The 25,367-nt window shown below is 62.7% G+C and carries 26 protein-coding genes; 12 read left to right on the top strand and 14 right to left on the bottom strand.

All coding sequences use genetic code 11. The features are described from left to right. Positions 1-17 precede the first annotated feature (17 nt). Together F6X24_RS11825 and F6X24_RS11820 are read right to left on the bottom strand one after the other, a co-directional pair. The gene (locus F6X24_RS11825) at positions 18-662 is read right to left on the bottom strand and encodes a LolA family protein (protein ID WP_151088196.1); all 645 of its coding nucleotides are present in this window, start codon (positions 660-662) and stop codon (positions 18-20) included. Between the two features lie 153 nt (positions 663-815). After that, positions 816-3,716 (bottom strand): DNA translocase FtsK, encoded by a 2,901-nt coding sequence (locus F6X24_RS11820; RefSeq protein WP_151088195.1) that lies wholly within the window; start codon positions 3,714-3,716, stop codon positions 816-818. A gap of 145 nt (positions 3,717-3,861) precedes the next feature. Here F6X24_RS11820 and F6X24_RS11815 point away from each other — a divergent pair, with 145 nt between their 5' ends. Beyond that, positions 3,862-4,344, top strand: coding sequence for a hypothetical protein (locus F6X24_RS11815; RefSeq protein ID WP_151088194.1), 483 nt, complete (start codon positions 3,862-3,864; stop codon positions 4,342-4,344). Here the strand turns inward: F6X24_RS11815 and F6X24_RS11810 are convergent. Beyond that, the gene (locus tag F6X24_RS11810) at positions 4,301-6,070 is read right to left on the bottom strand and encodes a DUF6044 family protein (protein WP_151088193.1); all 1,770 of its coding nucleotides are present in this window, start codon (positions 6,068-6,070) and stop codon (positions 4,301-4,303) included. The two genes, F6X24_RS11815 and F6X24_RS11810, sit on opposite strands and share 44 nt — an antisense overlap. A 4-nt stretch (positions 6,071-6,074) precedes the next feature. Further along, on the bottom strand, positions 6,075-6,974 hold the full coding sequence (gene xerD / locus F6X24_RS11805; protein WP_151088192.1) for a site-specific tyrosine recombinase XerD: 900 nt from the start codon (positions 6,972-6,974) through the stop codon (positions 6,075-6,077). 147 nt (positions 6,975-7,121) lie between these two features. On the opposite strand from xerD, the gene F6X24_RS11800 reads away from it, so the two are divergent. From F6X24_RS11800 to F6X24_RS11775, 6 genes are all read left to right on the top strand, one after another. Then, the gene (locus F6X24_RS11800) at positions 7,122-7,601 is read left to right on the top strand and encodes a type II 3-dehydroquinate dehydratase (RefSeq protein WP_151088191.1); all 480 of its coding nucleotides are present in this window, start codon (positions 7,122-7,124) and stop codon (positions 7,599-7,601) included. Positions 7,602-7,698: 97 nt separating this feature from the next. Further along, positions 7,699-9,861 (top strand): IPT/TIG domain-containing protein, encoded by a 2,163-nt coding sequence (locus tag F6X24_RS11795; RefSeq protein WP_151088190.1) that lies wholly within the window; start codon positions 7,699-7,701, stop codon positions 9,859-9,861. Between the two features lie 108 nt (positions 9,862-9,969). Next, positions 9,970-11,058, top strand: coding sequence for an aminotransferase class V-fold PLP-dependent enzyme (locus F6X24_RS11790; protein ID WP_151088189.1), 1,089 nt, complete (start codon positions 9,970-9,972; stop codon positions 11,056-11,058). After that, positions 11,055-11,510, top strand: a complete 456-nt coding sequence (locus tag F6X24_RS11785) for a ribonuclease H family protein (RefSeq protein ID WP_151088188.1) — start codon at positions 11,055-11,057, stop codon at positions 11,508-11,510. The genes F6X24_RS11790 and F6X24_RS11785 overlap by 4 nt, the downstream gene beginning before the upstream one ends. Positions 11,511-11,535: 25 nt before the next feature. Beyond that, positions 11,536-12,048: a GyrI-like domain-containing protein gene (locus F6X24_RS11780; protein ID WP_191906303.1), complete on the top strand. Its 513-nt coding sequence runs from the start codon at positions 11,536-11,538 to the stop codon at positions 12,046-12,048. After that, positions 12,041-12,763 (top strand): tRNA1(Val) (adenine(37)-N6)-methyltransferase, encoded by a 723-nt coding sequence (locus tag F6X24_RS11775; RefSeq protein WP_151088186.1) that lies wholly within the window; start codon positions 12,041-12,043, stop codon positions 12,761-12,763. The genes F6X24_RS11780 and F6X24_RS11775 overlap by 8 nt, the downstream gene beginning before the upstream one ends. A gap of 21 nt (positions 12,764-12,784) precedes the next feature. Here the strand turns inward: F6X24_RS11775 and F6X24_RS11770 are convergent, their stop codons facing one another. The 4 genes from F6X24_RS11770 to F6X24_RS11755 form a co-directional block, all read right to left on the bottom strand. Further along, positions 12,785-14,431, bottom strand: coding sequence for an AMP-binding protein (locus tag F6X24_RS11770; RefSeq protein ID WP_151088185.1), 1,647 nt, complete (start codon positions 14,429-14,431; stop codon positions 12,785-12,787). A gap of 78 nt (positions 14,432-14,509) precedes the next feature. Then, positions 14,510-15,205 carry an ABC transporter ATP-binding protein gene (locus F6X24_RS11765; protein ID WP_151088184.1) on the bottom strand — a complete coding sequence of 232 codons (696 nt, stop codon included), beginning with the start codon at positions 15,203-15,205 and terminating at the stop codon, positions 14,510-14,512. Further along, positions 15,192-16,199, bottom strand: coding sequence for a hypothetical protein (locus F6X24_RS11760; protein WP_151088183.1), 1,008 nt, complete (start codon positions 16,197-16,199; stop codon positions 15,192-15,194). Before F6X24_RS11760 ends, F6X24_RS11765 begins: the two co-directional genes overlap by 14 nt. A gap of 6 nt (positions 16,200-16,205) precedes the next feature. Next, complete coding sequence (locus F6X24_RS11755; protein ID WP_151088182.1) at positions 16,206-17,579, bottom strand: saccharopine dehydrogenase family protein; 1,374 nt, start codon at positions 17,577-17,579, stop codon at positions 16,206-16,208. Between the two features lie 153 nt (positions 17,580-17,732). Between F6X24_RS11755 and F6X24_RS11750 the strand changes: the two genes are divergently transcribed. Both F6X24_RS11750 and F6X24_RS11745 read left to right on the top strand, forming a co-directional pair. Continuing rightward, the gene (locus F6X24_RS11750) at positions 17,733-18,257 is read left to right on the top strand and encodes a cytidine deaminase (RefSeq protein ID WP_151088181.1); all 525 of its coding nucleotides are present in this window, start codon (positions 17,733-17,735) and stop codon (positions 18,255-18,257) included. Positions 18,258-18,366: 109 nt separating this feature from the next. Continuing rightward, positions 18,367-18,747 carry a DUF423 domain-containing protein gene (locus F6X24_RS11745; RefSeq protein ID WP_151088180.1) on the top strand — a complete coding sequence of 127 codons (381 nt, stop codon included), beginning with the start codon at positions 18,367-18,369 and terminating at the stop codon, positions 18,745-18,747. A gap of 79 nt (positions 18,748-18,826) precedes the next feature. Here F6X24_RS11745 and F6X24_RS11740 read toward each other — a convergent pair whose 3' ends face one another. From F6X24_RS11740 to F6X24_RS11720, 5 genes are all read right to left on the bottom strand, one after another. After that, on the bottom strand, positions 18,827-19,258 hold the full coding sequence (locus F6X24_RS11740; protein ID WP_151088179.1) for a DUF1573 domain-containing protein: 432 nt from the start codon (positions 19,256-19,258) through the stop codon (positions 18,827-18,829). Positions 19,259-19,389: 131 nt separating this feature from the next. Continuing rightward, positions 19,390-20,049 (bottom strand): DUF4136 domain-containing protein, encoded by a 660-nt coding sequence (locus F6X24_RS11735; RefSeq protein ID WP_151088178.1) that lies wholly within the window; start codon positions 20,047-20,049, stop codon positions 19,390-19,392. A gap of 94 nt (positions 20,050-20,143) precedes the next feature. Then, a complete protein-coding gene (locus F6X24_RS11730) occupies positions 20,144-21,580 on the bottom strand; it encodes an ATP-dependent DNA helicase (protein ID WP_151088177.1) in 1,437 nt (478 codons plus the stop codon). 97 nt (positions 21,581-21,677) lie between these two features. After that, complete coding sequence (locus F6X24_RS11725; RefSeq protein ID WP_151088176.1) at positions 21,678-22,037, bottom strand: lipocalin-like domain-containing protein; 360 nt, start codon at positions 22,035-22,037, stop codon at positions 21,678-21,680. A gap of 18 nt (positions 22,038-22,055) precedes the next feature. Continuing rightward, complete coding sequence (locus F6X24_RS11720) at positions 22,056-22,490, bottom strand: PaaI family thioesterase (protein ID WP_151088175.1); 435 nt, start codon at positions 22,488-22,490, stop codon at positions 22,056-22,058. Between the two features lie 134 nt (positions 22,491-22,624). Between F6X24_RS11720 and F6X24_RS11715 the strand changes: the two genes are divergently transcribed. The 3 genes from F6X24_RS11715 to coaD all read left to right on the top strand — a co-directional run bounded on the left by F6X24_RS11715 (position 22,625) and on the right by coaD (position 24,600). Further along, a complete protein-coding gene (locus F6X24_RS11715) occupies positions 22,625-23,131 on the top strand; it encodes an NUDIX domain-containing protein (RefSeq protein ID WP_151088174.1) in 507 nt (168 codons plus the stop codon). A gap of 42 nt (positions 23,132-23,173) precedes the next feature. After that, positions 23,174-24,049: a DUF3822 family protein gene (locus F6X24_RS11710; RefSeq protein WP_151088173.1), complete on the top strand. Its 876-nt coding sequence runs from the start codon at positions 23,174-23,176 to the stop codon at positions 24,047-24,049. 86 nt (positions 24,050-24,135) lie between these two features. Continuing rightward, positions 24,136-24,600, top strand: a complete 465-nt coding sequence (gene coaD / locus F6X24_RS11705) for a pantetheine-phosphate adenylyltransferase (protein ID WP_151088172.1) — start codon at positions 24,136-24,138, stop codon at positions 24,598-24,600. Positions 24,601-24,679: 79 nt separating this feature from the next. On the opposite strand, the gene F6X24_RS11700 is transcribed toward coaD, so the two are convergent. Next, a complete protein-coding gene (locus F6X24_RS11700; protein ID WP_151088171.1) occupies positions 24,680-25,153 on the bottom strand; it encodes a hypothetical protein in 474 nt (157 codons plus the stop codon). Positions 25,154-25,367: the final 214 nt, after the last annotated feature.

The following is a 25,367-nucleotide window of genomic DNA, read 5'->3' as shown; positions in this document are numbered from 1 at the left end:
CTATCCCAGTCCGGAACCTAGCGCAGGTCTACCACCTTCACGCCCTTGTGCGCATTTTTGTCAAATGCAAACGTGGTAGCCGATACCGGTACGTTGGGCTTGAAATTCTTGAGGGTGAACGTGGTACGCGTCCCGTTTTTCTTAAACGTCTTCACGCTGTGGATGGCATGGTCGGCTGTGCCCACCACGATTTGTACCTTAAACACGTCGTTCTTGCGGTCTTCCGGCGACAGCTCGATGAGGTCGCTGGTAACACCGGCGTCTTTCAAGGATTTTACATAGACATATTTATATCCTTTTTTGTACATGTTGTACATCTGGGCCGGCGACATATCCTGGTTCGTGGGGTCCGACTCGGAGATATTTACCTCGTTCTCGTTTTTGAGATACGTCCAGGTCGTTTTGCTGTCGTTGATAACTTCCTGGCCGCTGGCGGTGAGGTGATATTTCTGGCCGCTCACGGTTACGTCGCCGGTCAGGTTTTGCTTGAGCTTGGCGGCGGGGTTTTCCAGGGTTTGGGTAAAGCTGGCCTGAAACGACTTGAGCGCCGTGTACTTAGCGCTCACGGCATCAAGAATTTTACCGGCTTTGGGGTCTTGCTGGGCAGCGGCAGGCAAAGCGAGCGAGGCGGCCAGCGCCAGCAGGGAGAAGTGCTTGGTCATAAATTTGCAAAATGCCCGGCTGAGTTGGCACCGGGCGAAGCCTGATACGCAAAAGCGGGGCCAAAAGGCTAACGTAGCGCGGACTCTGGGAGTCCGCGCGTATTCGCGCAGTATCGTCCGGCTGCTACCGCACGCGGACTGCCAGAGTCCGCGCTACTTCACCAGCGTATTCAGCAGCTGCTCGAGCTGGTACTCGTCGGGAATGAGCACGGCGCGGGCCTTGCTGCCCTCAAACGGCCCCACAATACCGGCCTGCTGGAGCTGGTCCATAAGGCGGCCCGAGCGGTTGTAGCCCAGCTTGAGCTTGCGCTGGATGAGCGAAGTAGAGCCCTGCTGGTGCAGCACGATGCAGCGAGCGGCCTCGGCAAACATGGAGTCCCGGTCGCTGGGGTCCATCTCTTCCTGGCCGCTGCCGTCGTCGCCCTCGGCGCCGGCCACTTCGGGCAGCAGGTAGGCATCGGCGTAGCCCTGCTGCTCGCCGATATAGTCGCAGAGGCGGTCAACCTCGGGCGTGTCGATAAAGGCGCACTGCACCCGGATAAGGTCGGAGCCGGCTGAGAACAGCATGTCGCCCTGCCCGATGAGCTGGTCGGCCCCGCCGGTGTCGAGGATGGTGCGCGAGTCAATCTTGCTGGTCACCTTAAAGGAAATCCGGCAGGGAAAGTTAGCCTTAATAATGCCCGTAATCACGTTCACCGACGGGCGCTGGGTGGCCACAATGAGGTGAATACCGATGGCGCGGGCCAGCTGGGCCAGGCGGGCAATAGGCGTTTCTACTTCCTTGCCGGCCGTCATCATCAGGTCAGCCAGCTCGTCAATTACCAGCACGATAAAGGGCAGAAAGCGGTGGCCCTTCCTGGGGTTGAGCCGCCGCTCCACAAACTTGAGGTTGTATTCCTTGAGGTTGCGGCAGCCGGCTTCCTTGAGCAGGTCGTAGCGCCGGTCCATCTCCATGCAGAGCGAATTCAAAGTATTGACTACCTTTTTCGTATCGGTAATGATGGCTTCCTCCGTATCGGGCAGCTTGGCCAGGAAGTGGCGCTCAATCTTATTGAAGATGCTCAGCTCCACCTTCTTGGGGTCGACCAGCACAAACTTGAGCGTAGCTGGGTGGCGCTTATACAGCAGCGAGGCCAGGATAACGTTCAGTCCCACCGACTTGCCCTGGCCCGTGGCCCCGGCCATGAGCAGGTGGGGCATCTTGGCCAGGTCGGCCACAAACACCTCGTTGGTGATAGTGCGGCCGAAGGCCACCGGCAAATCCATCTCGGTGCGGGCAAACTTCTCGCTGCCCAGCACCGAGCGAATGCTGACCATCTCCTTCCTGGTATTCGGCACTTCAATGCCGATGGTGCCCTTGCCCGGAATGGGGGCGATAATACGAATGCCTAACGCAGCCAGGCTCAGGGCAATATCATCTTCCAGACTCTTGATTTTGGAGATGCGTACGCCGGCTTCGGGCACAATCTCGTAGAGCGTAACCGTAGGCCCGATGGTGGCTTTGATGCTGGCAATGGTAATGCCGTAGTGCCCCAGGGTTTCCACAATGCGGTCCTTGTTGGCTTCCAGCTCCTCCTTGGTTACCTGCGCCTTGGCCACGCCGTAGTCGTTGAGCAGCTCCAGGGTCGGAAACTGATAGCGCGAAAGGTCGAGCGTGGGGTCGTAGTTCACGTCCGGCATCACATCCGCGTCCAGGTCCTCGTCGGCCACGGCCGCGATATCGGCCCCCGCATTGGGGTCCAGGTCGTCGCGGCTCGGTACTGTTAGTTCGAGGGGTTTGACGGTAGCATCGGGCAGCGCCGGGCCGGCAGCCGGCAGCGGGCTATCGGCCAGGTCGGCCATGGAGAGCGGGGTCGGAATGCTGGCCGCGACCGGCGCGGGCGCTACCTCCGGCTCAGCTTCGGGCAGCTCAAACGAGAATGAGGGGCCGCTGGCTGCGGAGGCCACCACCGCGGGTATAACCGGGGCCGTAGTCAGCGGAGCGGTGGCCAGGGCCACCTCCCCCACCGCGCCGGTAAGCGTCGCGTCGGGTAGCGCCTCCGGCTCGGCTTCGGGCATAGCTACTACCTCAAAGCTGGCGGCGGGCACCGGCGCTTTGAGCGGGCTGGCCCGCGGTGGGGCCGGCTCAAACTCGGGCTCACGGGTAGGCGCGGGTTCCGGGCGGGCCGGCTTACCGGGGCGTTGGGCCACGGCTACGGGCGCAGCGACTTCCGCCGCGTCAGCTTCGGTATTCTCCTCGTCTTCGTCCTTATCGCCCAGGCCCAGGTTGAGGCTGGTGACGTTAAAGAAGAACACCACGAACATAATCAGCCCAAAGGCCAGCAGCAGCACCGTGCCCCAGCCGATGAGCGAGTCAAGCCAGAGCGCCAGCTCATAGCCGCCGCCGCCACTTAGCCAGTCCAGCCGATGCGCCAAGGCCGGGTCGGTGCCGGGCTGCGCCATCTGCACCACCACATATCCCAGCAAGGCACTGACCCACAGCATAGTAAACAAACCCAAAGCCAGCACATAGCTTACCGAGCCCGCCGCCCGCCGGAACACAATTTTGTAGCCCAGAAAAAAGACTATTGGAATAAGCGCGTAGGAAGCCAGGCCAAAGCCCCGGTAAATCAGCTTTTCGGCAAGCCAGGCCCCGAGCAGGCCCAGCCAGTTGCCCGACTCCTGCCCGGCTTCCTTCACCGGCACGGTGCCCAGGGCTGCTACTACACTCTGGTCGGCCCGGCCGCTGAGCAGAAAAGAGGTAAAAGCGATGGTCAGATACAACGAGCCGAGCAGCAGCCCAAACCCGATGAGCAGGTGAAAGCGGCGGTCGTGCAGAATAGCCGTTAGCTGGCTGACGCCCGGCAAAGGGCCGCGCGGCACCGCGGCGGCCTGCGGCCGGGCACGGGCGGCCGGGGCCGCCGCCTTGGCCGGGGCAGCTGTCGGAGCCGAAGCCGGGGCCGGGCGGGGCATATTGCCCCGCGCCGGACGCGGACCGCCATTGTCGGCGGGCGGCACCGGGCGGTTGGTGGCAGCGGGGCCACCAGGCGGATTTCGATAATTATTGGTAGCCATGCGCGGGCAAACAGAAAGGTCAAATCTACGCCAGCGAAGCCGCTTTTGACCATGCTGCACTGCGTATGATAAGCTGTACTATAACTACCAGCCCAAAACTTGCGTCTAGTGTCGGCGACACTTTTACCGGCAGCATTCTCTCCTCATGACTATCCCTCCCAGCATTGTGCGGCACCCAAACGGCCAGGCCTACTGCATCACCGAATACGTGCCGGCCGAGCACTGGCTGCGCACTACCTGGCAAGGCTTCGTATCACCGGCCGATGCCGAAAAGGGAGCCTTGGCCGCGCTGGAGCCGCTGGGCCTGCAGGCTATCCCGTACCTGCTCAACGACAACAGCCGAATCCAGGGGCCGTGGTTCGATTCGGCGGCCTGGCTGCAGCAGGTATGGGCCCCGCAGGCCAATCGGCTGGGCTTACGCTACGTGGCGCACGTAGCCCAGCCCCACACCGAAGGCGACCTGGGTGCCCTGCTCCGGCACGACCCGTTTGCCGGGCAGTTTGAGCTTCAGATATTTTCGACGATGGAGCAGGCCAGCGGCTGGCTGCACGACTGCCAGCGCCGCGATTTGCTTTATCCGGCCTCTACCGCGAGCCAGGAACCGGGCCAGCCGGCGGAGGCAGCGTAGCCGCCCCTACCCTGGCAATGGGCTCGTATAGATGCAAGCGCCAATAGGCCTGCGAGTCGTCGAAAACGCCCAGTAGCTGCAACCCGCTTTCCTCGGGGTGAGCCAGGCGCACGGCCGAGAGCACGTAGCGCCCCCCCAGCTGCCGAAAAGCAGCGGTATCGAAAGCCCAGTGCTGCACCTGCCGCACCGCCGGCAGCTTACCAAGCTGATAGTTTCGCCCCAGCTCAGCCGACATCAGGTAGCAGCGGTTGCCCCAGGCGTCGAAGTACGTGGCCAGGGCCGGGCTTTTGGCCAGCTCGCCGGCGATGAGCGGGCGAAAGGCATGCTTGTAAGCCAGCGGATAAAGCGTCTGGTACGAGTCGAGGGTATAAAAGCCGTTGAGCTGCGCCACCGCCGGGGGCAGCCCCAGGCACACCACCCGATAAGCGGGCGGCTTTATTTTATTTTTACTATATATAAAATTCTCAACCTGTCGTAGTAGCCCCGGTGCTACGAACGCCGCATACGAGGGCGCATCGGGCCGGGGCCGCCCGGCCAGGGCACGCACATTATTGGTAAACTCCGGGTTAGCGGCCAGGGCCGGCAGCAGCTGTAGCCCCACCAGCGCCAGGGCCAGCCGGCCCGGCGGCAATTGTCGCAGGGCCAGCACCAGCACCAGCACCCAGGGCAGGGCCAACAGAAAATAGAACCGGCTGAGCGTAAATGCGTGCAGCAATGGCAGCTGCGCCTGGAGCCGTATCGACAGCTGCGGCAGGAAAGCGGCTAGCAGGCAGAGCGCAGCAATGCCCGCGAGCAGGCCGGCTACCTGCCGGCCGAGCTGGCGGCGCTGCGGCGCGGCCAGCCGGGCCAAGGCAATAGCCACGGCCAAGATAATACCGCCTTTGAAAAACGGGCTGGCGTGGTAGTGCCCCAGCCAGAATAGCGCCCCCGCTTCCCGCAGGCCCACTCCTACGCCCTGGGGCAGCAGGCGGGCCAGGTCAAACTCCTGGCGATGAGGAAGGAATGATTTGGCAATGAGCGTAGTATAAAACAGCTGCCACTCTACCAGCACGTAGCTCAGCAGCAGCACCAGCAAGCCCCCGGCCCCGCGCCGGGTGGCGGCCCCTGCCGCCGGGCCGCGCCGAGCCAGGTCGAGCAGCAGGGCCCCGACCCACGCCACCGCTATAAACGGCCCCACCAGCACAAACGACGACCACCAGGGCAGCGCCACCAGAACCAGCCAATCGGGCCAGCGGGCCGACCCATCGCGCAGGCGTAGCGCCGTGCGCAGCAGCAGGGGCTGGCCCAGCACACTCAGCCCGAAGATGCTGTAGGCCGGCAGCACCGCCCACAGCAGCGCCACTGCCGCAGCCAGGCTCCGCTGCTCGGGCCGCGGCAGGCCGTAGCGGCGCAGCAGCGCATACATTCCCAGCAAGGCTACTACGCGCACCAGGGCCTCGTGGAGCAGGTAGGCGGCCAGCGGCGAGCGGGGCAGCAGGTGAAAAATCAACACCGTCACGCTCAGCCCCGAGCGCAGGGCCTCGCGGGGCAGGCCGTTCATGATGGGCAGCACCAGCGCGCCCGGCCCGTGCGCCAGGGCCAGGTGCAGCTTGGTTAGCAGGTGCACCCACACCACCTCGCCCTCCAGGTTATCATGCACCAGAATGAAGGTGTGCGGGCCCAGCACGGCCAGCGGCACCATAAACAGGAAAAGCCCCAGCAAGGCCCAGGTAAGCGGCTTCAGCATGGCCCTAGCTACGCGGATGAAACTCCGTCATTACCTGCCGCAGATAGTCGCGGTCGAGGTGGGTGTAAATTTCAGTGGTGGTGATGGAGGCGTGGCCCAGCATTTCCTGCACCGCCCGCAGGTCGGCCCCGCCTTCGAGCAGGTGCGTAGCAAAGGAGTGCCGCAGCGTGTGCGGACTAATAGTCTGGCGCAGCCCGGCCAGCTCGGCCAGCTTTTTAATGGTCGTAAACACCGTGATGCGCGAGAGCTGCCTGCCGCGCATACTCAGAAACACAACATCTTCGTTGCCCGGCTGCACCACCAGGTGCTGGCGCACGCCGCCCAGGTAAAAGTGCAGGTGCTTCACGGCCTCGCGCCCAATCGGCACCAGCCGCTCCTTATTACCCTTGCCCAGCACCCGCATAAAGCCCTGCTCAAAATACAGGTTCGAGAGCTTCAGGTCGCAGAGCTCGCTCACGCGCAGGCCCGAAGAATAGAGCACCTCCAGGACGGCCCGGCTGCGCAGGCCCTCACTGGTGCTGAGGTCGATAGCGCCGAGCAGGTTTTCGATATCGGGATACGAAAGCGTGTCGGGCAGGTGGCGGCCGGCCCTGGGCGACTCCAGCGTATCGGTGGGGTCGATTTTGAGCAGGTCTTCCATGATGAGAAACTCGTAGAACGCCTTGATGCCCGAGAGCGTCCGCGCCTGCGAGGTCGACGATAATCCCAGCTCGGTGAGAGCGGCCAGAAAATCGCGCAACAGGCGCGTGGTTACCTGCAGCGGGCCGGCCTTGAGCTTTTCCAGCTCCAGCCACTGCTGCAGCTTGCGCACGTCGCGCACGTAGGCTTCGACCGAGTTGGGCGAGAGCGATTTTTCGAGGCGTAGGTAGCCGTCAAATTGTTTTATAGCTTGCGGCCAATTCATGGGCAATAGCAACACGTCTGGCCTAGCGAGTGCAGCGTAGCAATCGCAGCAGAATGATTCTGCCTGAACAAGACTACCACAAACGTAGTCGCTCTGCGGCGATTGCTGCGCTGCAACTGCCCGGCAACGCGCTTTTATTATAGTTATATGAATGTTTTAATTTTAAACGGCCCAAACCTCAACCTGCTGGGCCGGCGCGAGCCCCACATTTACGGCACGCGCTCGTTCGAAGACTTTCTGCCCGAGCTGCAGGCTGATTTTCCCGACCTCACCCTCACCTCGTTCCAAAGCAACCACGAAGGCGCGCTCCTCGACCGCCTGCACGCGGCGGCCGGCTGGGGCGAGGCCGGCAGCGAAGCCGCCAGCCAGGGCGTAGTGCTGAACGCCGGCGGCTTCACGCACACCAGCGTGGCGCTTGGCGATGCCGTAGCGGCCGTGGCCGGCGCGGGGCTCCCCGTAATTGAGGTGCACCTGAGCAACCTGGCCGGCCGCGAAGACTTTCGCCACCAAAGCTTTATCGGCAAGCACTGCGTGGGCAGTATCGCCGGCTTCGGGCTCGAAAGCTACCGCCTGGCGCTGCACTACCTGCTCAGCCAGCGGCCCCGGCCGGTGGGCTTCCGGCGGTAGCGAAACTTGCAAAAGAATTGCCGATGCCAGTCCGTTGCAGGGCGAAGGCCGCCGTAAATTTGCTGGAATTATCTGGCAACGCCGCTTTATTTTCTGTATGAAATACCCTTTACTTTCGGTCCGCTCGGGCCTGCTGCTTCTATTGACGGGCATCCTGCCCCTACTGGCCCCGGCCCAGGGCACCTGCCTGCTGGTGCCCGTGCCCCTGGCCCAACGGGTGCAGCAGGCGGCCCTGGTAGTAGAGGCCCGCGTAGTAAGCCAGCAGCCCGAGCAGGCGGCAGGGCACATCGTAACCCGCAGCACGCTCGACGTATTTAAGGTGTTTCGGGGTCAGCTGCCCGCCGGGCCGTTGAGCCTGCTTACCGTGGGCGGCACGCTGGGAACCCAGCGCGAAATTGCCAGCGGCACGCTGCAGCTGCAAGTGGGCCAGCAGGGCATTTTTATGCTCGAAGCCGACCCGACCCAGCCGGGCGAGCTACGGGCTTATGCCGGCCCGCAGGGTTTTATCCGGTACGACCTGGCTTCTCTTACGGCCTCGGAGCCATTCGGCAGATACGATAATATTCAAAATTCACTATACAATGCCGTAATTGCCAGCGCCGGCACTACTTACCAGGAGCTGGAACCCAACAGCAGCCTGAGCGGAGCGGCCAGCCAGCGGGCCACCCGCCGCCAGACCAACGCCCTGCAAGCCGTGCCCCCCACCATCAGCGGCTTTTCGCCGGCTTCGGTCACGGCGGGCACGAGCACGAGCACGTCGAGCAGCTCTACGGGCGTGCTCACTATTACGGGCAGCGGCTTCGGGGCGGCGCGTGGCACCGGCTACGTGCAGTTTCCCAATGCCGACGATGGCGGCACGAGCTACACCCAGCCCCTGGCCAGCGACTACCTGAGCTGGACCGACACCCAGATTGTGGTGCGCGTGCCGTCGGAAAGCGCGTCGGGCAATACGACCGGCACCGGCCAGTTTCAGGTAGCCCTCGACAATACGGGTACGCTGGTAGCCACCAGCCCCAGCGCGCTTACGGTAACTTATGCGCTTATCAACGTTAATTCGAGCGGTACTACCTACCGCGTGCATCTTATCGGTACCGACGGCATGGGCGGCTATACGCTGCAATACGCCAGCAGCTTTCCGGCCGTGGCCAAGCCCGCGTTTGAGCAGGCCCTCACCAGCTGGCACTGCCAGACCGGCATGAACCGCACCATGAGCGCTACGCCGGCCCCCAGCGATGTAGCAGCCCGCGACGGCGTGAACGTGGTGCGCTTTGCGGGGAGCGCCGAGCTGGGCACCGGCGTGCTGGGCGTCACGTACTCTTACTACAGCAGCTGCACCGGCAGCAGCACCAACTTTCGGCTCGACGAAACCGATTATTCGTACACGCCCGTGCCCATTCCGGCGAACCCGAACGCCACCCCACCCACCCCGGCTTACAACTGGCACTACGACCCCAGCACGCAGCCCGGCTTTCAGGAATATGATTTCCCGAGCGTAGCCCTGCACGAGCAGGGCCACGGCGAGCAGCTGACCCACATCATCTCCAGTACGGGGGTCATGAATTACGCCATTGCCAACGGCCAGGCCAAGCGCACGCTGGACGGACCAACTGATATTGCGGGCGGCAAAGACGTTATTGCCTACAGCACCAGCATTGCGCCCGCTCAGCTGTGCACCAGCACGGCCTTCACGCCCAGTACCGCCGGCTGCCCGCTGCCGGTGGTGCTGACGGCCTTTACGGCCCGCTACCAGCCCAACCAGGGCACGCTCGTGAGCTGGACCACGGCTTCGGAGCAGCAAAGCGCCGCCTTTATCGTGGAAAGCCAGGACGACCAGCCGGGCAGTGCCTGGCAGCCCGTGGTACGCGTAGCGGCCGCCGGCACTACCCCCAGCCTGCACCAGTATAGTGCCCGCGACGCCCGGCCGCTGGCCGGCACCCGCGCCTACCGCCTGCGCCAGCTCGACCTCGATGGGCACGTAGCTTTTTCGCCGGAAGTGATGATAGCGGGGGTTGCTACCGAGTTGGTTGCTTACCCCAACCCGGCGGCGGGCACCGTTCACCTGAGCGGACCGCTGGCTACCGGGGCCACGGCTCAGGTACGCCTGCTCGATGCCACGGGCCGCTGCCTGGCCACCCGGCGGGCCCCGGCCGGGCAGGCTGCCTTCGACCTGCCGCTGGCCGGGGTACCGGCCGGCCTCTACCTGCTGGAATGGACGGGCGGCCCCAGCCCCTGCCACCTGCCGCTGGAGGTGACAGAGTAGTACAGCCCCCCAAAAAAGGCTTATTCGGCCAACCACAGCACGCTTTTGCTGCTGCCATTCGTTGCCCAGGGCACTGCGCACCGCTTTTCATCGCCCTACCTTTGCCCTATGGCAACCCTCCCGACTTATACCTTCAATCCCGGCCCGGCGGCGGTGTATCCCGAAGTGCGCCAGTACCTGGCCGATGCTTTCGAGGAAGGCTGGCTGTCGGTACCGCACCGCTCCGAGCGCTTCACGGGCCTGGTGCGCCACTGCCTCGACCAGGCCCGGCTCAAGCTCAATATCCCGCAGGACTATACCATTCTGTTTACGTCGTCGGCGACCGAGTGCTGGGAAATCCTGACCCAGAGCCTGACGCCCCGCCGCTCGTTTCACCTCTACAACGGCTCGTTCGGGCAAAAGTGGTTCGACTACGCCCGCGCCCTGCGCCCCGGCTGCACCGGCCTGCGCTTCGACCTCAACGACGTGCCCGACCCGGCCACTCTGCCCTTCAATGCGGAGGAAACTGACCTGGTTTGCCTTACCCAGAATGAAACCAGCACGGCCACCCAGCTGCGCGACAACTTCATTCTCAATACGTTTAACCGCCTCGGCCCCGCGCTGCTGGCCGTCGATGCCACGTCGTCGCTGGGCGGCGTGGCACTTAAATTCATAAAAGCAGATATTTGGTACGCCTCGGTGCAGAAGTGCCTGGGCCTGCCCGCCGGCCTGGGCCTGCTGGTGCTCTCGCCCCGCGCCGTGGCCCGCGCCCGCGAAATCGGCGAGAGCGCGCACTACAACAGCCTGAACGCCATGGTGAAGCAAATGCTGAACTATCAGACCACCCACACGCCCAATGTGCTGGGCATCTACCTGCTGAGCCGCGTGCTGCAAGCCCGCGAACCCATCAAGACTATTGCCCCGCACCTGGCCGGGCGCGCCCAGAAGCTCTACGACTACTTCGAGCAGGTGCAGCCGCTGGGCCTGCGCCCGCTCATCGAAAACCCCGAGGCGCGCTCCACCACCGTTATCGGCCTGCAAGGGCCGCCCGCGCTCATCGAGGAAGTGAAGCGCCGCGCCCGCGACGAGGCCGGCCTGCACCTGGGCTCGGGCTACGGCGACTATAAAGCCACCAGCCTGCGCATTGCCAACTTCCCGGCCGTGCCCGACGCCGGGTTTGAGGCGCTGGTGCAGTTTTTTGAAGGCATCCGCGCATGATAACGCTGTTTACTGATGGGTCGAGCCGGGGCAACCCCGGCCCCGGCGGCTACGGCACCATTCTGCGCTACGGCCCCCACGAAAAGGAGCTGAGCCAGGGCTTTCGCCGCACCACCAACAACCGCATGGAGCTGCTGGCTGTGATTGTGGGCCTGGAGGCCGTGACGCGCCCCGAAATTCCCATCCTGGTCGTGTCCGACTCCAAGTACGTGGTCGATGCCGTGGAAAAAAAGTGGGTGTTCAATTGGGCCGCCAAGCCCGATTTCGGCAAAAAAGCCAACGAGGACCTGTGGCGCCGTTTCCTGCGCGTGTACCAAAACCGGAAGGTTTCCTTCAAGTGGATAAAAGGCCACGCCGGCCACGCCGAAAACGAGCGCTGCGACGTGCTGGCCGTGCAGAGCGCGCTCGGCAAAGGGCTGCTGGTGGATGAGGGGTATGAGGCGCTGGGGTAGTTTTTTAGCGAGTCAGGAAGTACTAATGCAGCCGCACATCAAAACCCTCCCGGAAACCCTGCTGGCCGGCCAGCGCCAGCGTCTATCGCTGCTGGCCGATACCACGGCCGTCCTTTGGCGGAGCTTTGGGCAGCGACTGCGGGCGCGGCCGTTTGCCAATGACTCCGCGCGGTATTCGGTGCAGGTGTACGACGCGACTTACTTCCGGCCCTTTCGCCCCGAGGCCACCTTCGAGAAATGGGCCGCCGTGGCCGTGGCCCATCCGCAAGAAGTGCCTGCCGATTTAGAGCTGCTGGTGTTGCCGGCCGGCCTCTACGCCGTATTTGACTATAAAGGCCCCGCCAGCGACGGCCCCACCGTGTTTCGCTACATCCTGCTGGACTGGCTCCCGGCCTCGGCTTACGAGCTGGACGACCGCCCCCATTTTGAGGTGCTGAGCGCCCACTACCGCCCCGACGACCCGGCTGCCGAGGAAGAAATCTGGATTCCGGTGAAGCCGCGCGTGGTACCCCCTGTTTCGAACCTTCCCCTTGGCTAACGACTATTTCCAGTTTCAGCAGTTCCGCATCGAGCAAGCTGCGTGCGCCCAGAAGGTGAGCACCGATGCCTGCGTGCTTGGCGCCGTGGCCGACCTTAGCGCAGCTACCCGCGTGCTGGATATTGGCACCGGGACCGGCCTGCTGGCCCTGATGGCCGCCCAGCGGGCGCCCCAGGCTACGATTGAAGCCATCGAGCTTGACCCGGCCGCCGCTAAGCAGGCAGCCGCTAATGTGGCGGCCTGCCCCTGGCCCGACCGTGTGACGGTGCGGCCGCTGAGTCTGGCGGCTTACGCGGCCAGCCAGCCGGCGCCTTTCAGCCATATTATTTGCAACCCACCGTTTTTTCGGGGCAGCCTGGCTCCGCCCGATGCGGCCCGCGCCACGGCGCGCCACGAGAGCGCGGGCTCGCTCCCGTTTGGTGAGCTTAGCGGCTTTGCGGCAAGACACCTGCTCCCAGGCGGCTCGCTCACGGTGCTGCTGCCCCCACCCGAGATGCAGCAGTTTGCCAACGAGGCGCGGGCCGGCGGCCTGGCCGAGCAGGCCCGGCTGACGGTGCGGCACCGGCCGGGTGGGCGCGCTACGCGCTGCATTAGCCAGTTTGGGGCCAATTGCCCGGCCGCAGTGCCCCAGGCCGAGCTGATTATTCAAACAGCCAATGGCACTTATTCGGCAGCCTTTCGGGCGTTGCTGGCGGGGTTTTATCTGGCACTGTAGCGCGGGCCTTCGCCGTTTGCGCTACGCCGTTTTTACGGCGGCCGCGGCTTGCAGACCTAGCTCTTCTATGGCCTGCTCGCGCATGAGATACTTCTGAATTTTGCCGGTCACCGTCATCGGGAAGCTGTCTACAAACTTCCAGAAAGCCGGGATTTTATTGGTGGCAATGCGGTTTTGGCAGAAGGCGGCAATGTCGGTACCGGAGGCAGTGTGGCCGTCCTTGAGCTTTACCCAGGCCATTACTTCTTCGCCGTAGCGCAGGCTGGGCACGCCAATTACCTGCACGTCGGCTACGGCCGGGTGGGTATAGAGAAACTCCTCGACCTCACGCGGGTAGATATTATCGCCTCCTCTCAAAATCAGGTCTTTGATGCGACCCACAATGTTGAGGTAGCCCTCCGTATCGATGGTAGCCAGGTCGCCGGTGTGCATCCAGCGGGCGCGGTCGATAGCGGCGGCCGTAGCCAGTGGGTTTTCCCAGTAGCCAAGCATCACCGAATAGCCGCGGGTGCACAGCTCGCCGGGCAGGCCGCGCGGCACGAGGTGGCCGGTTTCGGGGTCAATTACTTTTACTTCGAGGTGGGGATGAACGTGGCCTACCGTACTCACGCGCTTAGCCAGCGGGTCGTCGATGTAGCTCTGGGCCGATACGGGCGAGGTTTCGGTCATGCCATAGCATATAGTGACTTCGCGCATGTTCAGGCGGGTTTGCACCTGCTTCATTATCTCCTCGGGGCAGGGCGAGCCGGCCATTACCCCGGTGCGTAGCGAGCTAAAATCGAAGGAGTTAAATTCCGGGTGCTCCAGCTCGGTAATGAACATCGTGGGTACTCCGTAGAGCGAAGTGCAGCGCTCATCCTGCACGGTGCGCAGAGCCGCCAGCGCCTCAAATGCCTCCGATGGAATGACCATGCAGGACCCGTGCGACACGCAGGCCAGGTTGCCAATCACCATGCCAAAGCAATGATAAAATGGCACCGGAATGCACACCCGGTCGGCTTCGGTATAGCGCAGCGTTTCGCCGATGAAGAAGCCGTTATTCAGAATATTATGGTGCGAGAGCGTGGCTCCCTTGGGGAAGCCGGTGGTGCCGCTGGTATACTGAATATTGATAGGGTCGTCGAACTGCAAGCTGGCTTCGCGGGCGGCCAGCGCCTCGTCGGCGATGGCCGTGCCGCCGGCCAGCAGGGTTTCCCAGTCGTCTTCAAGCACCACGACATGCTCAAGGGCCGGGCACTCGGCACGCACGCTGGCCAGCAGGTGCACGTAGCTGGTTTGGCGAAACTTGGCGGCCAGCAACAGTACCCGGCAGCCCGATTGGTTAAGCGCGTGCTTCAACTCTTCGGCCCGGTAGGCGGGGTTGATATTGACCAGAATGGCCCCCACCCGCGCCGAGCCAAACTGCGTAATAACCCACTCGGCGCGGTTGGGCGCCCACAAGCCCACGCGGTCGCCGGCCGCCACGCCGAGCGCCAGCAGGCCCTTGGCTAGCCGCGTAGTCTGGGCCCACAATTCCTGATAAGTAGCCCGGTAGCTTTGATGAACCACTACCAGGGCCTCCTGCTCGGGAAAGCGGGCCACCGTGCGCCGCAGGTTTTCACCAATGGTATCGCCCAGCAGCGGCGTGGTGCTGGGGCCGCTGAGGTAGGATAGCGCGGGGGAATTCATGGGATATAACAGCTAAAAGGCAGGCCAAGGTAGCGCTTTTACCCTGTTTTGGCCAAAGAGACTGCGCTACGGCCCCGGCTAAAGCAGTTCCCGTAGCTGGCCCAGCTTTTCGCCGTGCAGGGCGGCCAGCAGGTCGGCTTCGAGGGTGCCAAACTCGGCGGCGAGGTAGTGGCGCTGCACCTGGCCGCCCACCAGCACGGTCGCCTCGTTGGCCACCTCGGTGAGCGTGCTCAGGATGTGCGAGGTGAGCAATATGCCGGTGCCCCGGTCGCGCAGCCGCCGGAGAATTTCCTTGAGCAGCAGGTTAGCTTCGAGGTCGAGGCCATTGAAGGGCTCATCCAGAATCAGATAAGGAAAGTCCTGCACCAGCACGGCCAGCAGGGCGAGCTTTTTCTTCATGCCGGCCGAGTATTCGTCGGCGTACTGGTTGAGGGGCAGCTCCAGCAGCTGGTTCCAGGCGCGCAGGTCGGGCACGGGCCGGCCGCGGGCCTGCACGCAAAATTCTACGTATTCGCGCCCCGTCAGGCGCGGGTAGAAGTATGGCTCGTAGGGCACCAGGCCCGCGACCTCGCGCACCAGCCGGGTTGTTTCGGTGGCGCGCACCCGCCCGGCAAAGTCTTTTTCCAGGCCGTAGAGGCAGTTGATGAGCGTGGTTTTGCCCGCGCCGTTCGCGCCCACCAGTCCGTGAATAGTGCCCGGCCGCACGGCCAGGCTCACCCCGCGCAGCACCTGATGCCGGCCGTAGGCTTTGCGTAAGTCGCTAATCTCCAGCATCCGGTAGCGGCGATGAGTAGTGGTTGGTTTCCAGCACGGCCCGCAGCCGGCGCTGGCTTTGCCACACCAGCCCGCCGGCTATTGCCAGCAGCAGCGGCGGGTAAGCCGGGTGCCAGGCCCCGAGCAGGCTCACGGCCAGCACCAGCCCCTGCGTGGTGCGAATATGGCTGGCATTGGGGTAAAACGCATATTTACTGAGCATAAGCAGCGTGAGCAGCAGCAGCCAGAACAGCCCCACCGCCAGCGCTGCGCCCCAGCCCGCGTTTCCCGCCCCCAGCAGCGCCAGGAAGGGCGCGGCCGTGAGCGCCCCGTAACCCAGCCCCAGCGCCAGCCGCCGCCGCAAAAACTGGCGCGGGGTGCGCAGGGCCAGGGCCAGCATCGTGGGCGGCTCGGGCGTGGCGTAGCCGGCGGCCACCACCAGCAGCCAAACCAGTAGCGCCGCCACCGGCACCCCCGGCGCGGCTCGCTGCCAAGCAGCTCCACCCACCAGCAGCGGCCACAGCCACAAGCCTTTACTGGCGCGCATACCGCCTACCCACTCAAAGGCCTCGCTGCGAAACGGACTGCGCCAGCGGTGCCGCGTGGTGGCGGCGCGACCGGGGGGCACCCAGGCCACCAGCGGCGCCAGTCCCAGCGTCAGCGCGGCCGGCCCCCCGGCCCGCCGGGCCAGCAGCCCCAGCACGACAAACATAGATAAAATACCATATTCTACCACCAGCCAGCGCCGGCAGTCGGGCGCCGCGATGGCCAGAAACTGCGCATCGGCCCGCCGCCGGTGCGCCCCCAGCAGGCTGGCCGCCGTGAGCAGCGGCACCAGCCAGCGCCCCACCGGGTGGCCGCCCAGGGTAACCAGCGCCTGGAGCAGGCTCAGCGCCAGCAGCGGCCCCACCAGCGCCAGCCGCAGCCAGCCGATTTCGCGCAGCAGCCGGCCCAGCAGGCGCAGCCGCAGCCCCAGGTAAGCGCACAGCGCCAGGCCTCCAGCTACGGGTTCCATGCGGTGCTACGCGGGAAATGGGCCCACCAACGTTTCCTCTTCCGTGAAGGCAATGCCGTAGTCGGTCGCCAGCTCGTCCAGAATCGGCTCGTAAAGGTCAGCAGTGGTCGGAATAACGACGCCCCGGCCCGCAACTTCCCCCCGTGCCAGGCGGCGCACGGCCATGCCCAGGGGCAGGCCCACGGTTTTGGCCATCGCGGTGTGCAGGGCATCGTCGCCCAGCACCACCAGCGAGGACGTAAGCCGCTTGCTTTCAGCCCCCAGCTCAAAGTCAAACCGGTGCTGCATCACTATCATGTCGCGGTCGTGGGGCTGAAGCTGCCATTTCCCGGCCAGCAGGTGCTCCAGCAGCTCCGCGGGCGTGGCATTGGCGCGGCCCACGGGCTTTGGCTCGAAAATACCCAGCCAGACCAGGCGCTCCAGTTCGGGGCCGTGAGGGTCCAGGCCCAGGTAGTCGGCGGTGAGCGCGGCCAGCGACTGCCCGGCGGCGGGCCAGCGGGGCAGGTAGCCGGCCACCACGTCGTGCCAGGTAAGCGCGGCCGAATTGTCGAGGCGCACACCGTCGTCGGTGAGGCCCAGGCGCACCAGCGCGTGCCAGGCGGCGCAGTAGCCCGGCCGCCGCAGCGTGCCGCGCCGGATGCTCGGGATGTCGTCGAGCCCGTACGGCGCGCGGTAGTTGAGCGAGTCGCGGTTGGCATAGCCCTCAAATGCGCCGTGGCCCGGCACGTGGATTTCCTCGGTGCGGGCAAAAAGCTGCTGGTACGGAATGACGCGCAGGTGGTTATCCTGCAAGTACTTGGCGGTGCTCTGGCCGGCCAGCACCACGTTGCGCGGGTTCCAGGTAAACTTGTAGCGCCAGGGGTTGTCGCCCTCCGAGGCAGGGTCGAGCAGCCCGCCGCAGTACGAGGCGAAGGCCGTCAGGCGCCCGCCCCGCGCCCGAATGTGAGCAATGGCCCGCATGGCCGACAGATGATCGAGGCCGGGGTCGAGGCCGCATTCCATCAGAAAAACCAGGCCGGCCGCTGCCGCCGGCGCGTGCAGGGCCTGCACTTCGGGGCTCACGTAGCTGGCCGTGGCTAGGTGGCGGCCAAAATCGAGGCAGGCCTGCGCCACTACCGGGTGTAGAAACGCCGGCAGCATCGAGATAACCACGTCGGCCTCGGCTACCAGCTGGCGCAGCTGCGCCACGTTTTGCGCATCGCAGGGCACGGCGCGGGCGTACTGCGAGTGCGCGGCCAGCACCGGCGCCAGGTGGGCCGGCTGGGCATCAGCCACGGTCAAAAACCAGCGCTCGGCCGGGGCATGGCGCAGAATATAGGTAATAAGCGATGAAGCCGAGCGGCCGGCCCCGAGCAGTAGCAAGCGGGTGGGTGGGGTCATGGCGGCAAAAGTACACCGGCCAGGGAAGGCGGCGTTTGGTAGCCGGAGCGAAGCCGGCCAAGATACCAGCCAGCCCTGGCCGGGCTTTTCACGCCAGCTCCAAAATGCCGGATTACTCCCTTTCTTTGTCGCCCCATTTTCAACCCCGCCGCCATGGCTGCCTCCTCTATCGAAGCTCCCCCTACGCTACGCCAGCTTACCCTACGCTACCACGAGCTGACCACCCCCAACCAGCTGACGCCCGCCGAGCGCCGGGTGTGGGACGCCGCCCGCGCTGCCACGGCCCACTCGTACGCGCCGTACTCGCACTTCCACGTCGGGGCCGCGCTGCTGCTGGCCGATGGCAGCCTGGCGCAGGGAACCAACCAGGAAAATGCGGCCTATCCGTCCGGCCTCTGCGCCGAGCGCACGGCTTTGTTTGGGCTGGCGGGGGGCCGGCCCAGCCCCCCGCCGCTCATCGTGGGGATGGCGGTAGCCGGGCGGCCGGCCGCTGGCGATTTCGGCGCCGCCCTGCCCTGCGGGGCCTGCCGCCAGGTGATGCTCGAATACGAGCTGCGCCAGGGCCAGCCCATCTGGCTGCTGCTGCCCAGCACTACCGGCACCGTGCTGCGCTTCGAGCGGCTGGCCGATTTGCTGCCATTCCATTTTTCTTCGGATGACCTGCCGGTCAGGAGTTAGCACCAACCCCTTGACCAGTTGGGTCTGGCTGGCTAAAGTAACGTGCTGCTTCCCGTCGGTCAGCACTGACGTACTTTGAGGCAGGTTTTCCTTTTTCCCTTTCTCTACTATGTCTCCCCGTCTTATTCTTCAGCTAGCGGCGCTACTCGGCGCCCTCACCGTGGCTATCGGGGCCTTCGGGGCACACGGCCTGCGGCCCATGCTCGAAGCCAATGGCCGCCTCGACACCTTCGAAACGGCCGTGCGCTACCAGTTTTACCACGTGCTGGCGCTGCTGGCGGTGGGCGTGCTGGCCACGGCCCGGCCCGAGCTGCGCGACCCGCTCGACACCACGGCGGCGCTGTGGCTGGGCGGCATCCTCATTTTCAGCGGCTCGCTCTACGCCATCTGCTTCACGGGCATCACCAAGTTTGGCGCCGTGGCTCCGCTCGGCGGCCTGCTGCTGATTGCCGGCTGGATTCGCCTGCTGCTGGCCGTAAGCAAATTATAAATTTACTATATAATGCATAAAAAATACCCCGGCCGTAACGACCGGGGTATTTTTTACGTGGTTTTCCACCAGCGGCGGCTTACTTGTTCGAAGCCGTGGCGGCCTCTTTCACCTCGCCTACCAGCGAAACGGTGGTGCTGCCACCGGCCGAGTTCGAGTCGATAGTCAGCACTTTGGTTTGCATGCCCATCTTGCCGGCCGAGTTGAACTTGGCCGAGATGGTGCCGGTTTTGCCGGGCTGCACGGGCTCCTTGGTCCACGAAGGCGTGGTGCAGCCGCAGCTTACGCCGATGTTGGAAATTACGAGCGGCTGGGTGCCGGTGTTCTTGAATTTAAATACGTGGTCCACCACGTCGCCCTGCTTGATGGTCCCGAAGTCGTACTTCACCTCCATAAACTCAATCTGGGGGCCGGCCGGCTTGGCGGTGGCTTTGGCAGGCTTGGCAGCCTGGGCGTGGGCAGCGGTGCCCGCAAACGTGAGGCCCAGGGCCAGCAGCAGCATCTTCGTCATGACAGGGTAAAAGTTAAAAAGGGTTGTTGAGAGTAAACAAATTTAAGCGATAAGTCGGCCTTTGCAAATCTGCGGCCAAACTAACGCCCGCCGGCTGGAGGCCAGATGAAGCTCCCCCCTAAACCTCCAGGCTAGCTTTTGAATTCCTTAGAATACGGAAATTGCCGCGAAGCCTTCCGCATAATCACCGTAATAATGCTGCCGGTATCGGAGCCCAGGCCACGCCCGAGGCTTTTGTCGTATTTCCACAGCAGCTCGCCCGTTTTTCCATCATGGATATTGATGCTGAGCTTGCCGGTATTGGTCGAGCCGCTGAAACCCACCACCATGGTCATGGCGATAGCCGCGCCGTTGGAGAAGGGCTGCGAGCTTTCAAACGTACCCGAGATAATCCCATCTACTCCCAGCAGCTGGGCTAGCTCTTCCATCGTCATGGCCGGCAGCTTTTCGGCCGTAATGTTGTTTTTAGCCAGCAAGGCGTTGGTTTTGGCGATATCCTGCACGTCTACCGATATGTCTTTGTCCTGCTTTTGCTTCAGAAAATAGGATTGCAGCGCGCTTTGAACATTTAGCCCTTCGCGCTGCTCCAGCTGGTGCACTCCTTCGGCGCCGCCATTTTTGGCCACCTCATTAGGCCGCAGCGACAAGGTGGCCTTAAAAGGCAGGATGGCTAATACTTTATGGTCTTTGGCCAGCTCCTTAAACTTGGGACTGGTATAAATCTCACGGGTTTGAGCCGATGCCGCGCCCGCCGTAAGCAGCAACGCGAAAACTAGTAACAGGTGCTTCATAAAAGCCGCAGAAAAAAGAGTGGAATGAAAAAGTGAAAACGCGGCTCGAAAGTACGTGCTTCAGCTGCAATAACTCCACTTCTCAATCAACTATTTATTCAGTTGCCTCAACCTCTCCTTCGGCCAGCAGCCGCCGCTGAAAATTGAGCAGAAACAGCCGCTCCGACGCCCGCGTGATGGCCGTGTAGAGCCAGCGCGCAAACTCGCCGCCCACCGGCTCGTCGGGCTTCAGGAAACCGTGGTCGACAAACACCGCCTGCCACTGGCCGCCCTGGGCCTTGTGGCAAGTGAGGGCGTAGGCGAATTTTATCTGCAAGGCGTTGAGGTACGGGTCTTTGCGCATCTCGGCGTTGCGCTCGCTCTTTTTGGTAAGGTGGGCGTAGTCGGCCAGAATCTCCTGGTAAAGCTTCTCGTTCTGGTCGCGCGGCAGCGCCGGGCTTTCGGTATGCAGCGTGTCGAGCAGCAGCTTCACTTCCATCTCGGGCTCATCGGGATAGTCGACCAGCCGTACCCGCGCCTGGGCAAAGCGGCAGCCAAACATTTCTTCGCGTCGAACTATCTTCTTGATTTCCAAAAAGTCGCCGTTCGCCAGAAAGCCTATTTCCGACTCCTTGGGCAGCCAGAAATAGTTGTTGCGCACTACCATGATGTAGTCGCCGGCCTCAATCTCCTCCTCCGCCTCAAAGAGCGTGCGTCTAATCAGCTGATTATACTGGTTGGCGTTGCGATTGGAGCGGCAAATGATAGTCGTGTTCTCGTGCCCGAAGTTGCGGTAGGCCCAGCGCAGGCCGTCTTCCAGCTTGTCGCCGCCCATTTTGAACATATCCTTGAACCCCTTGGTATGCAGCTGAATGTTAGGCGCTTCCTCCCGCAATTCCTCCCGCAATTCAGTGGCATTCACCAGGATGCCCGAAGCCTCGGCCTGGCGCATTACCTGGCGCAGCTCCACGCCCTCCACGCGGGCGCGAAAGCGGTGGGCCAGCAGCTCGGGGTCGAGGGCCGGGCTCAGGAGCTGGCCCACCGGCGGCAGCTGCGCCGTATCGCCGATGAGCAGCAGGCGGTTGGTCGATTTCTCAAACACGAAGCCCATGAGGTCATCGAGCAAGCCGTTTTCTCCGAAGGCTTTCTCATCCGAAATCATGGAGGCCTCGTCCACGATAAAGAGCGTCTCTTCCTGGCGGTTGGGCTGGCGCTGAAAGCTGAGGCGCTCACTGGGTGAGCCGCTGGTCTGGCGGTATATTTTCTTGTGAATGGTGCTGGCGGGCACACCCGCGTAGGCGCTCATCACCTTGGCGGCGCGGCCGGTGGGCGCCATCAGGGCGTAGCGGCGCTGCATGCGGCCCAGCCACTGCACGAGAGCGCTCACCACGGTGGTTTTGCCGGTGCCCGCGTAGCCGCGCAGCACAAACACCTTGCGCCCCGGCAGCTGGTCGCGCAAAAACTCGTCGAGCTGCACGAATAGTTCGGCCTGGTCGTCGGTCGGCTCGAAGGGAAAATAATCGCGGACCGAAGGGAAGCGGGTTTTTAGCATCAGATTAATTAGCCGAGACTTTTATCTTGTAATAAGGCCAAGTATCCAACAACATGCACAAGCCTTTTTTACGCTTAACAAGCTTAAATTGAACATTTTAGCGAATTGGCTCAACGATTTTATAAGTTTTCGCTTGCCCACTCGCAATTGACCAAGAGTCATTAAGCGTTGTTATATGACTTCTCTCCAAAACACCACCTTTCAATTCAGTCGTGTATTCCGGCGTCAGGTATAACGTATTGCCTAGCAATTTATAATGTCCACCTATTTTCAAAACTCTTTGCAATCCATCATAGCCACTAGGAGTATAAGTGAATTTTTTGTCGGCACTGAAAACATAATGCTGCTGATAATTTGAGCTAATAGTTGTGTCACTAGCCTGCCAAAATCCAACAATATTTTGGCTGAAAGCTTGGCTTGCAAGTATGAGCCAGAAAACCGTAAAAACTAGTTTCATAATTTCCAGCAAAATTGATTAAACAACCGGCTCCACCACCGCCATCGTGGCCGACGCCTTGGCAATGAGCACCTCATCGCACCACACTTCGGCCTCGCAAAAGTGCAGTCGCCGCCCGGCTTTCAGCACCCAGCCGATGGCTTTGATGCGCTGGCCCACGCCGGGGTGCAGGTAGCTCACTTTCAGGTCGGACGTTACCACGCCTACTCCTTCGGGCACGAGTGTAATAGAGGCGAAGCCGGCGGCCAGGTCGGCCATCGTAGCTACCAGGCCGCCGTGGGCAAAGCCGCGCTGCTGCTGGTGCTGCTGGCCCAGCGCCAGCTCGGCCTCGACGCGGCCGGGCTCGATGCGGGTGAGGTCGGCCCCGATGAGGTGCATAAAGTACTGGCGCTTCAGCTTTTCGCGGATGCGGGTTTCGAGGTCGGTAACGGAAGTAGATTCAACTGGCTGCATAAGTAGCCCAAAGATACCGGCCTGGCCCGCGTACCGGCAGTTGAGCAGCAGTTGGGCAAGCACGGCAACTAGTAATACCCCTACGCAGCAAGTTTGCGTAAAGGCAGCTGGCTATCCGGGTTTTCCTATTCTTTATGTCTGGCACTGCTATTCAAGAAAACAGCTCATTACTAACTCCTTACGCTGGCCTGGTACGGGTGCGGGTAGGCGGACTGCTGGTTCGCAATGGCGCCATCCTGTTGGCAGCCCACCGGGGTTTATTGCCCAACAACGCTCCCTTCTGGTCGCCGCCAGGCGGGGGCTGGGCCTTTGGCGAAAGTTTAAAAGAAGCGTTGCAGCGCGAATTTCTCGAAGAAACCGGCTTGCGGGTACGGGTAAACCGACAATTGCACCTGCACGAGTTTCGGCGCGATGAGCTGCAAGCCCTGGAAATTTTCTTTGAGGTACTCACCGAAGACCCCGGTGCCACGCCGCAGCTGGGCCAGGACCCCGAGCACGCCCCCGGCCAACAGCTGCTTAGTGAGCTGGCCTGGCTTACTCCGCGCCAGCTGCTGGCGCTGCCGCTGCCGCAGATACACCCGGTGCTGCGGGGCCTGCTCAGCACCGACGACGTTTTTGTGCCGCAGGTACTGCTGGGCTAACTTCCCCGCCGGCAACCAGCACGCAGGCCCTAATTTTACCTCGTGCCTGCCTCTCCTCTCCTGCCCGCTCCCGAAACGCTGCGCCTGCGCGACGATACCTTCGACCCGACCAACCCGACGGCGTACCAGTTGTATGCGCTGGCGGGCCCCGGCCGCCTGCGCGTGGCGGCGCTCGACATTGCCCGCCAGAAGGTAGTAGCTTTCGATGACCTGGCCCTTTCCTCGCTGGCCGAGCTGCCGGCCGTGGCTGCCGGCCACGAATTGCTCAGCCAAGCCGGCTGGGCTCGCCTGCGGCTGGCCCTGGCCGGGCGGGGCTGCCCGCTGCTGCCGGCTCCCCTCTACCGGCCCGGCGACGAGGCGGCCTACCTGAGCCTGCACTACGAGCTGGCCGCTACCGAGGAGGCCTTGGCCTACGTGCTGCACCTGCCTGCCCCGGCTACCGATGTAGTGAGCTTATTTGCCGCTCCCACGCAGCTGGTTGCCTGGCTACAGCAGGTGCACGGTCCTGGCGCCCGCCTCCTGCCCCAGGCCAGCGCCCTGCTTGGGGGGCTGCTGCACCAGCGCGGACCGGGCCCCGCCCCGCGCCAGCTTTACCTGAGCCTGGGCGACCAGGAGCTAACGGCCATTGTGCTGGGCAGCCAGCTGGAATTCTGCAACTCCTTTGCCGTCAGCACCGCCGAGGATGTGGTGTACTTTACCATCCTCGTTATGCAGGAGCTGGGCCTCAACCCCGACCAGGATGCCGTCACTATCTGGGGTGAGCTGACCAGCGACTCGGCTACGTTTACCCTGCTCAGCACCTACCTGCGTAATCTGCGCTTTGGCACCCGCCCCTTCGGCCTGCAATATTTTTATTACCTGAATGAGATTGCTGATTACCGGCACTTTGACTTGTTCAGTCTTGCCTTTTGTGAATGATTGAGTGCGAGCAATATTAAATATATATTATATTTAATATTTCTAATATCACCTCACCCTCTCTGGTCCTTACGCGCTGCGTTTACATGAAAAGAATTGCGCTGTTTCCCGGCTCCTTCGACCCCTTTACCAATGGCCATCTCGACGTGGTACGGCGCGGTGTGGGGTTGTTTGATGAGCTGATTATTGCCATTGGCACCAACAGCAGCAAACAGCGCTACCTGCCCGTCGACTGGCTGACGGGGCAGCTGCAAGCGCTGTTTCAGCACGAGCCGCGCGTGTTGGTGCGTAGCTACCGGGGCCTGACCACCGACTTTGCCCGCGAAACCGGGGCCCGCTACCTGCTGCGCGGGCTGCGCAACACGCTCGACTTCGAGTACGAAAATGCCATTGCGCAAGCCAACCGCCAGCTCAACCCCGAGCTGGAAACGGTGTTCCTCATTACCTCGCCGCTGCTGGCGGCCGTCAGCAGCACCATTATTCGCGAAATTCACCGCTTCGGCGGCGATGTAGCCCCCTTTGTGCCGTTTGACCTGCCGGCGGCAATATAGATTATTTTATGTGTTAAAAGCCCCGGTCCATTCCGAATACGGAAATGGGCCGGGGCTTTTAAGCTAACGTGTTAACTGCCTAGCGCTCCATAGCTTTCATAGGGTCGGCGCGGTCGGCTTTGAAATACTGCATGGCGATGAGCGAGGTGATGACGCCCGACATGGCCCCCATCAGCACGATGGCCAGCGCGGCCACGGTTACGGACAGGTTCAGATTGAAATCGGAGCCAAACAGGTTTTCTACCTGCGTCATATCCAGCGAATGCGGCATTATAATAGTAAGCACGATAAAAAACAGCCCCAGAATGGCCGAAGCAACCAGTCCGGTAATAATACCCGTGCCGTAGCCGCCCAGATACGGCATTTTTTCGCCATAAACGTGGCGCAGGTGCCGGATGGCCAGCACCGAGCCCAGCACCAGAATCAGCACGTCGAGGCTGCCGGCCTCTACGTGCGAGAAGAAGCCCAGCAGTGCCGCGACCAGCGTGTAGGCACACAGCACTGCCGCTGTAATCAGTCCGTACCGGACACCATTCTGTTCGGGGGTAGGCAAAACTTGGGCAGGAGCGGAAAGCGAAGTAGTAGCCATGACAAATGAAGGTGAAAGGTGAGAAAAAAGGCAGCGCCGGAGCCGCACGGCCCAGCTACATACAATACTGCTTTGAACCTGCGTAAGTTATGACAGAGCAGGGCACAAATTGCTACTTTGGGGCGTTCTCGGGGAGTAAGGGCGTGCGGCGGCGTATTTTTGCATAGTTTTTTTGGTT

The organism is Hymenobacter baengnokdamensis (genome assembly GCF_008728635.1).
Lineage (GTDB): Bacteria > Bacteroidota > Bacteroidia > Cytophagales > Hymenobacteraceae > Hymenobacter > Hymenobacter baengnokdamensis.
This window is presented reverse-complemented; position numbering and strand designations above follow the sequence as displayed.

Bases quoted from the DNA above. Each gene is read 5' to 3' on its own strand.
- F6X24_RS11790 (WP_151088189.1), top strand. From the start codon at position 9,970: ATGGCAACCCTCCCGACTTATACCTTCAATCCCGGCCCGGCGGCGGTG.
- F6X24_RS11730 (WP_151088177.1), bottom strand. From the start codon at position 21,580: ATGCTAAAAACCCGCTTCCCTTCGGTCCGCGATTATTTTCCCTTCGAG.
- coaD (WP_151088172.1), top strand. From the start codon at position 24,136: ATGAAAAGAATTGCGCTGTTTCCCGGCTCCTTCGACCCCTTTACCAAT.
- F6X24_RS11815 (WP_151088194.1), top strand. From the start codon at position 3,862: ATGACTATCCCTCCCAGCATTGTGCGGCACCCAAACGGCCAGGCCTAC.
- F6X24_RS11765 (WP_151088184.1), bottom strand. From the start codon at position 15,205: ATGCTGGAGATTAGCGACTTACGCAAAGCCTACGGCCGGCATCAGGTG.
- F6X24_RS11720 (WP_151088175.1), bottom strand. From the start codon at position 22,490: ATGCAGCCAGTTGAATCTACTTCCGTTACCGACCTCGAAACCCGCATC.
- F6X24_RS11725 (WP_151088176.1), bottom strand. From the start codon at position 22,037: ATGAAACTAGTTTTTACGGTTTTCTGGCTCATACTTGCAAGCCAAGCT.
- F6X24_RS11820 (WP_151088195.1), bottom strand. From the start codon at position 3,716: ATGGCTACCAATAATTATCGAAATCCGCCTGGTGGCCCCGCTGCCACC.
- xerD (WP_151088192.1), bottom strand. From the start codon at position 6,974: ATGAATTGGCCGCAAGCTATAAAACAATTTGACGGCTACCTACGCCTC.
- F6X24_RS11770 (WP_151088185.1), bottom strand. From the start codon at position 14,431: ATGAATTCCCCCGCGCTATCCTACCTCAGCGGCCCCAGCACCACGCCG.
- F6X24_RS11760 (WP_151088183.1), bottom strand. From the start codon at position 16,199: ATGGAACCCGTAGCTGGAGGCCTGGCGCTGTGCGCTTACCTGGGGCTG.
- F6X24_RS11780 (WP_191906303.1), top strand. From the start codon at position 11,536: ATGCAGCCGCACATCAAAACCCTCCCGGAAACCCTGCTGGCCGGCCAG.
- F6X24_RS11755 (WP_151088182.1), bottom strand. From the start codon at position 17,579: ATGACCCCACCCACCCGCTTGCTACTGCTCGGGGCCGGCCGCTCGGCT.
- F6X24_RS11825 (WP_151088196.1), bottom strand. From the start codon at position 662: ATGACCAAGCACTTCTCCCTGCTGGCGCTGGCCGCCTCGCTCGCTTTG.
- F6X24_RS11715 (WP_151088174.1), top strand. From the start codon at position 22,625: ATGTCTGGCACTGCTATTCAAGAAAACAGCTCATTACTAACTCCTTAC.
- F6X24_RS11785 (WP_151088188.1), top strand. From the start codon at position 11,055: ATGATAACGCTGTTTACTGATGGGTCGAGCCGGGGCAACCCCGGCCCC.
- F6X24_RS11740 (WP_151088179.1), bottom strand. From the start codon at position 19,258: ATGACGAAGATGCTGCTGCTGGCCCTGGGCCTCACGTTTGCGGGCACC.
- F6X24_RS11735 (WP_151088178.1), bottom strand. From the start codon at position 20,049: ATGAAGCACCTGTTACTAGTTTTCGCGTTGCTGCTTACGGCGGGCGCG.
- F6X24_RS11795 (WP_151088190.1), top strand. From the start codon at position 7,699: ATGAAATACCCTTTACTTTCGGTCCGCTCGGGCCTGCTGCTTCTATTG.
- F6X24_RS11810 (WP_151088193.1), bottom strand. From the start codon at position 6,070: ATGCTGAAGCCGCTTACCTGGGCCTTGCTGGGGCTTTTCCTGTTTATG.
- F6X24_RS11750 (WP_151088181.1), top strand. From the start codon at position 17,733: ATGGCTGCCTCCTCTATCGAAGCTCCCCCTACGCTACGCCAGCTTACC.
- F6X24_RS11800 (WP_151088191.1), top strand. From the start codon at position 7,122: ATGAATGTTTTAATTTTAAACGGCCCAAACCTCAACCTGCTGGGCCGG.
- F6X24_RS11745 (WP_151088180.1), top strand. From the start codon at position 18,367: ATGTCTCCCCGTCTTATTCTTCAGCTAGCGGCGCTACTCGGCGCCCTC.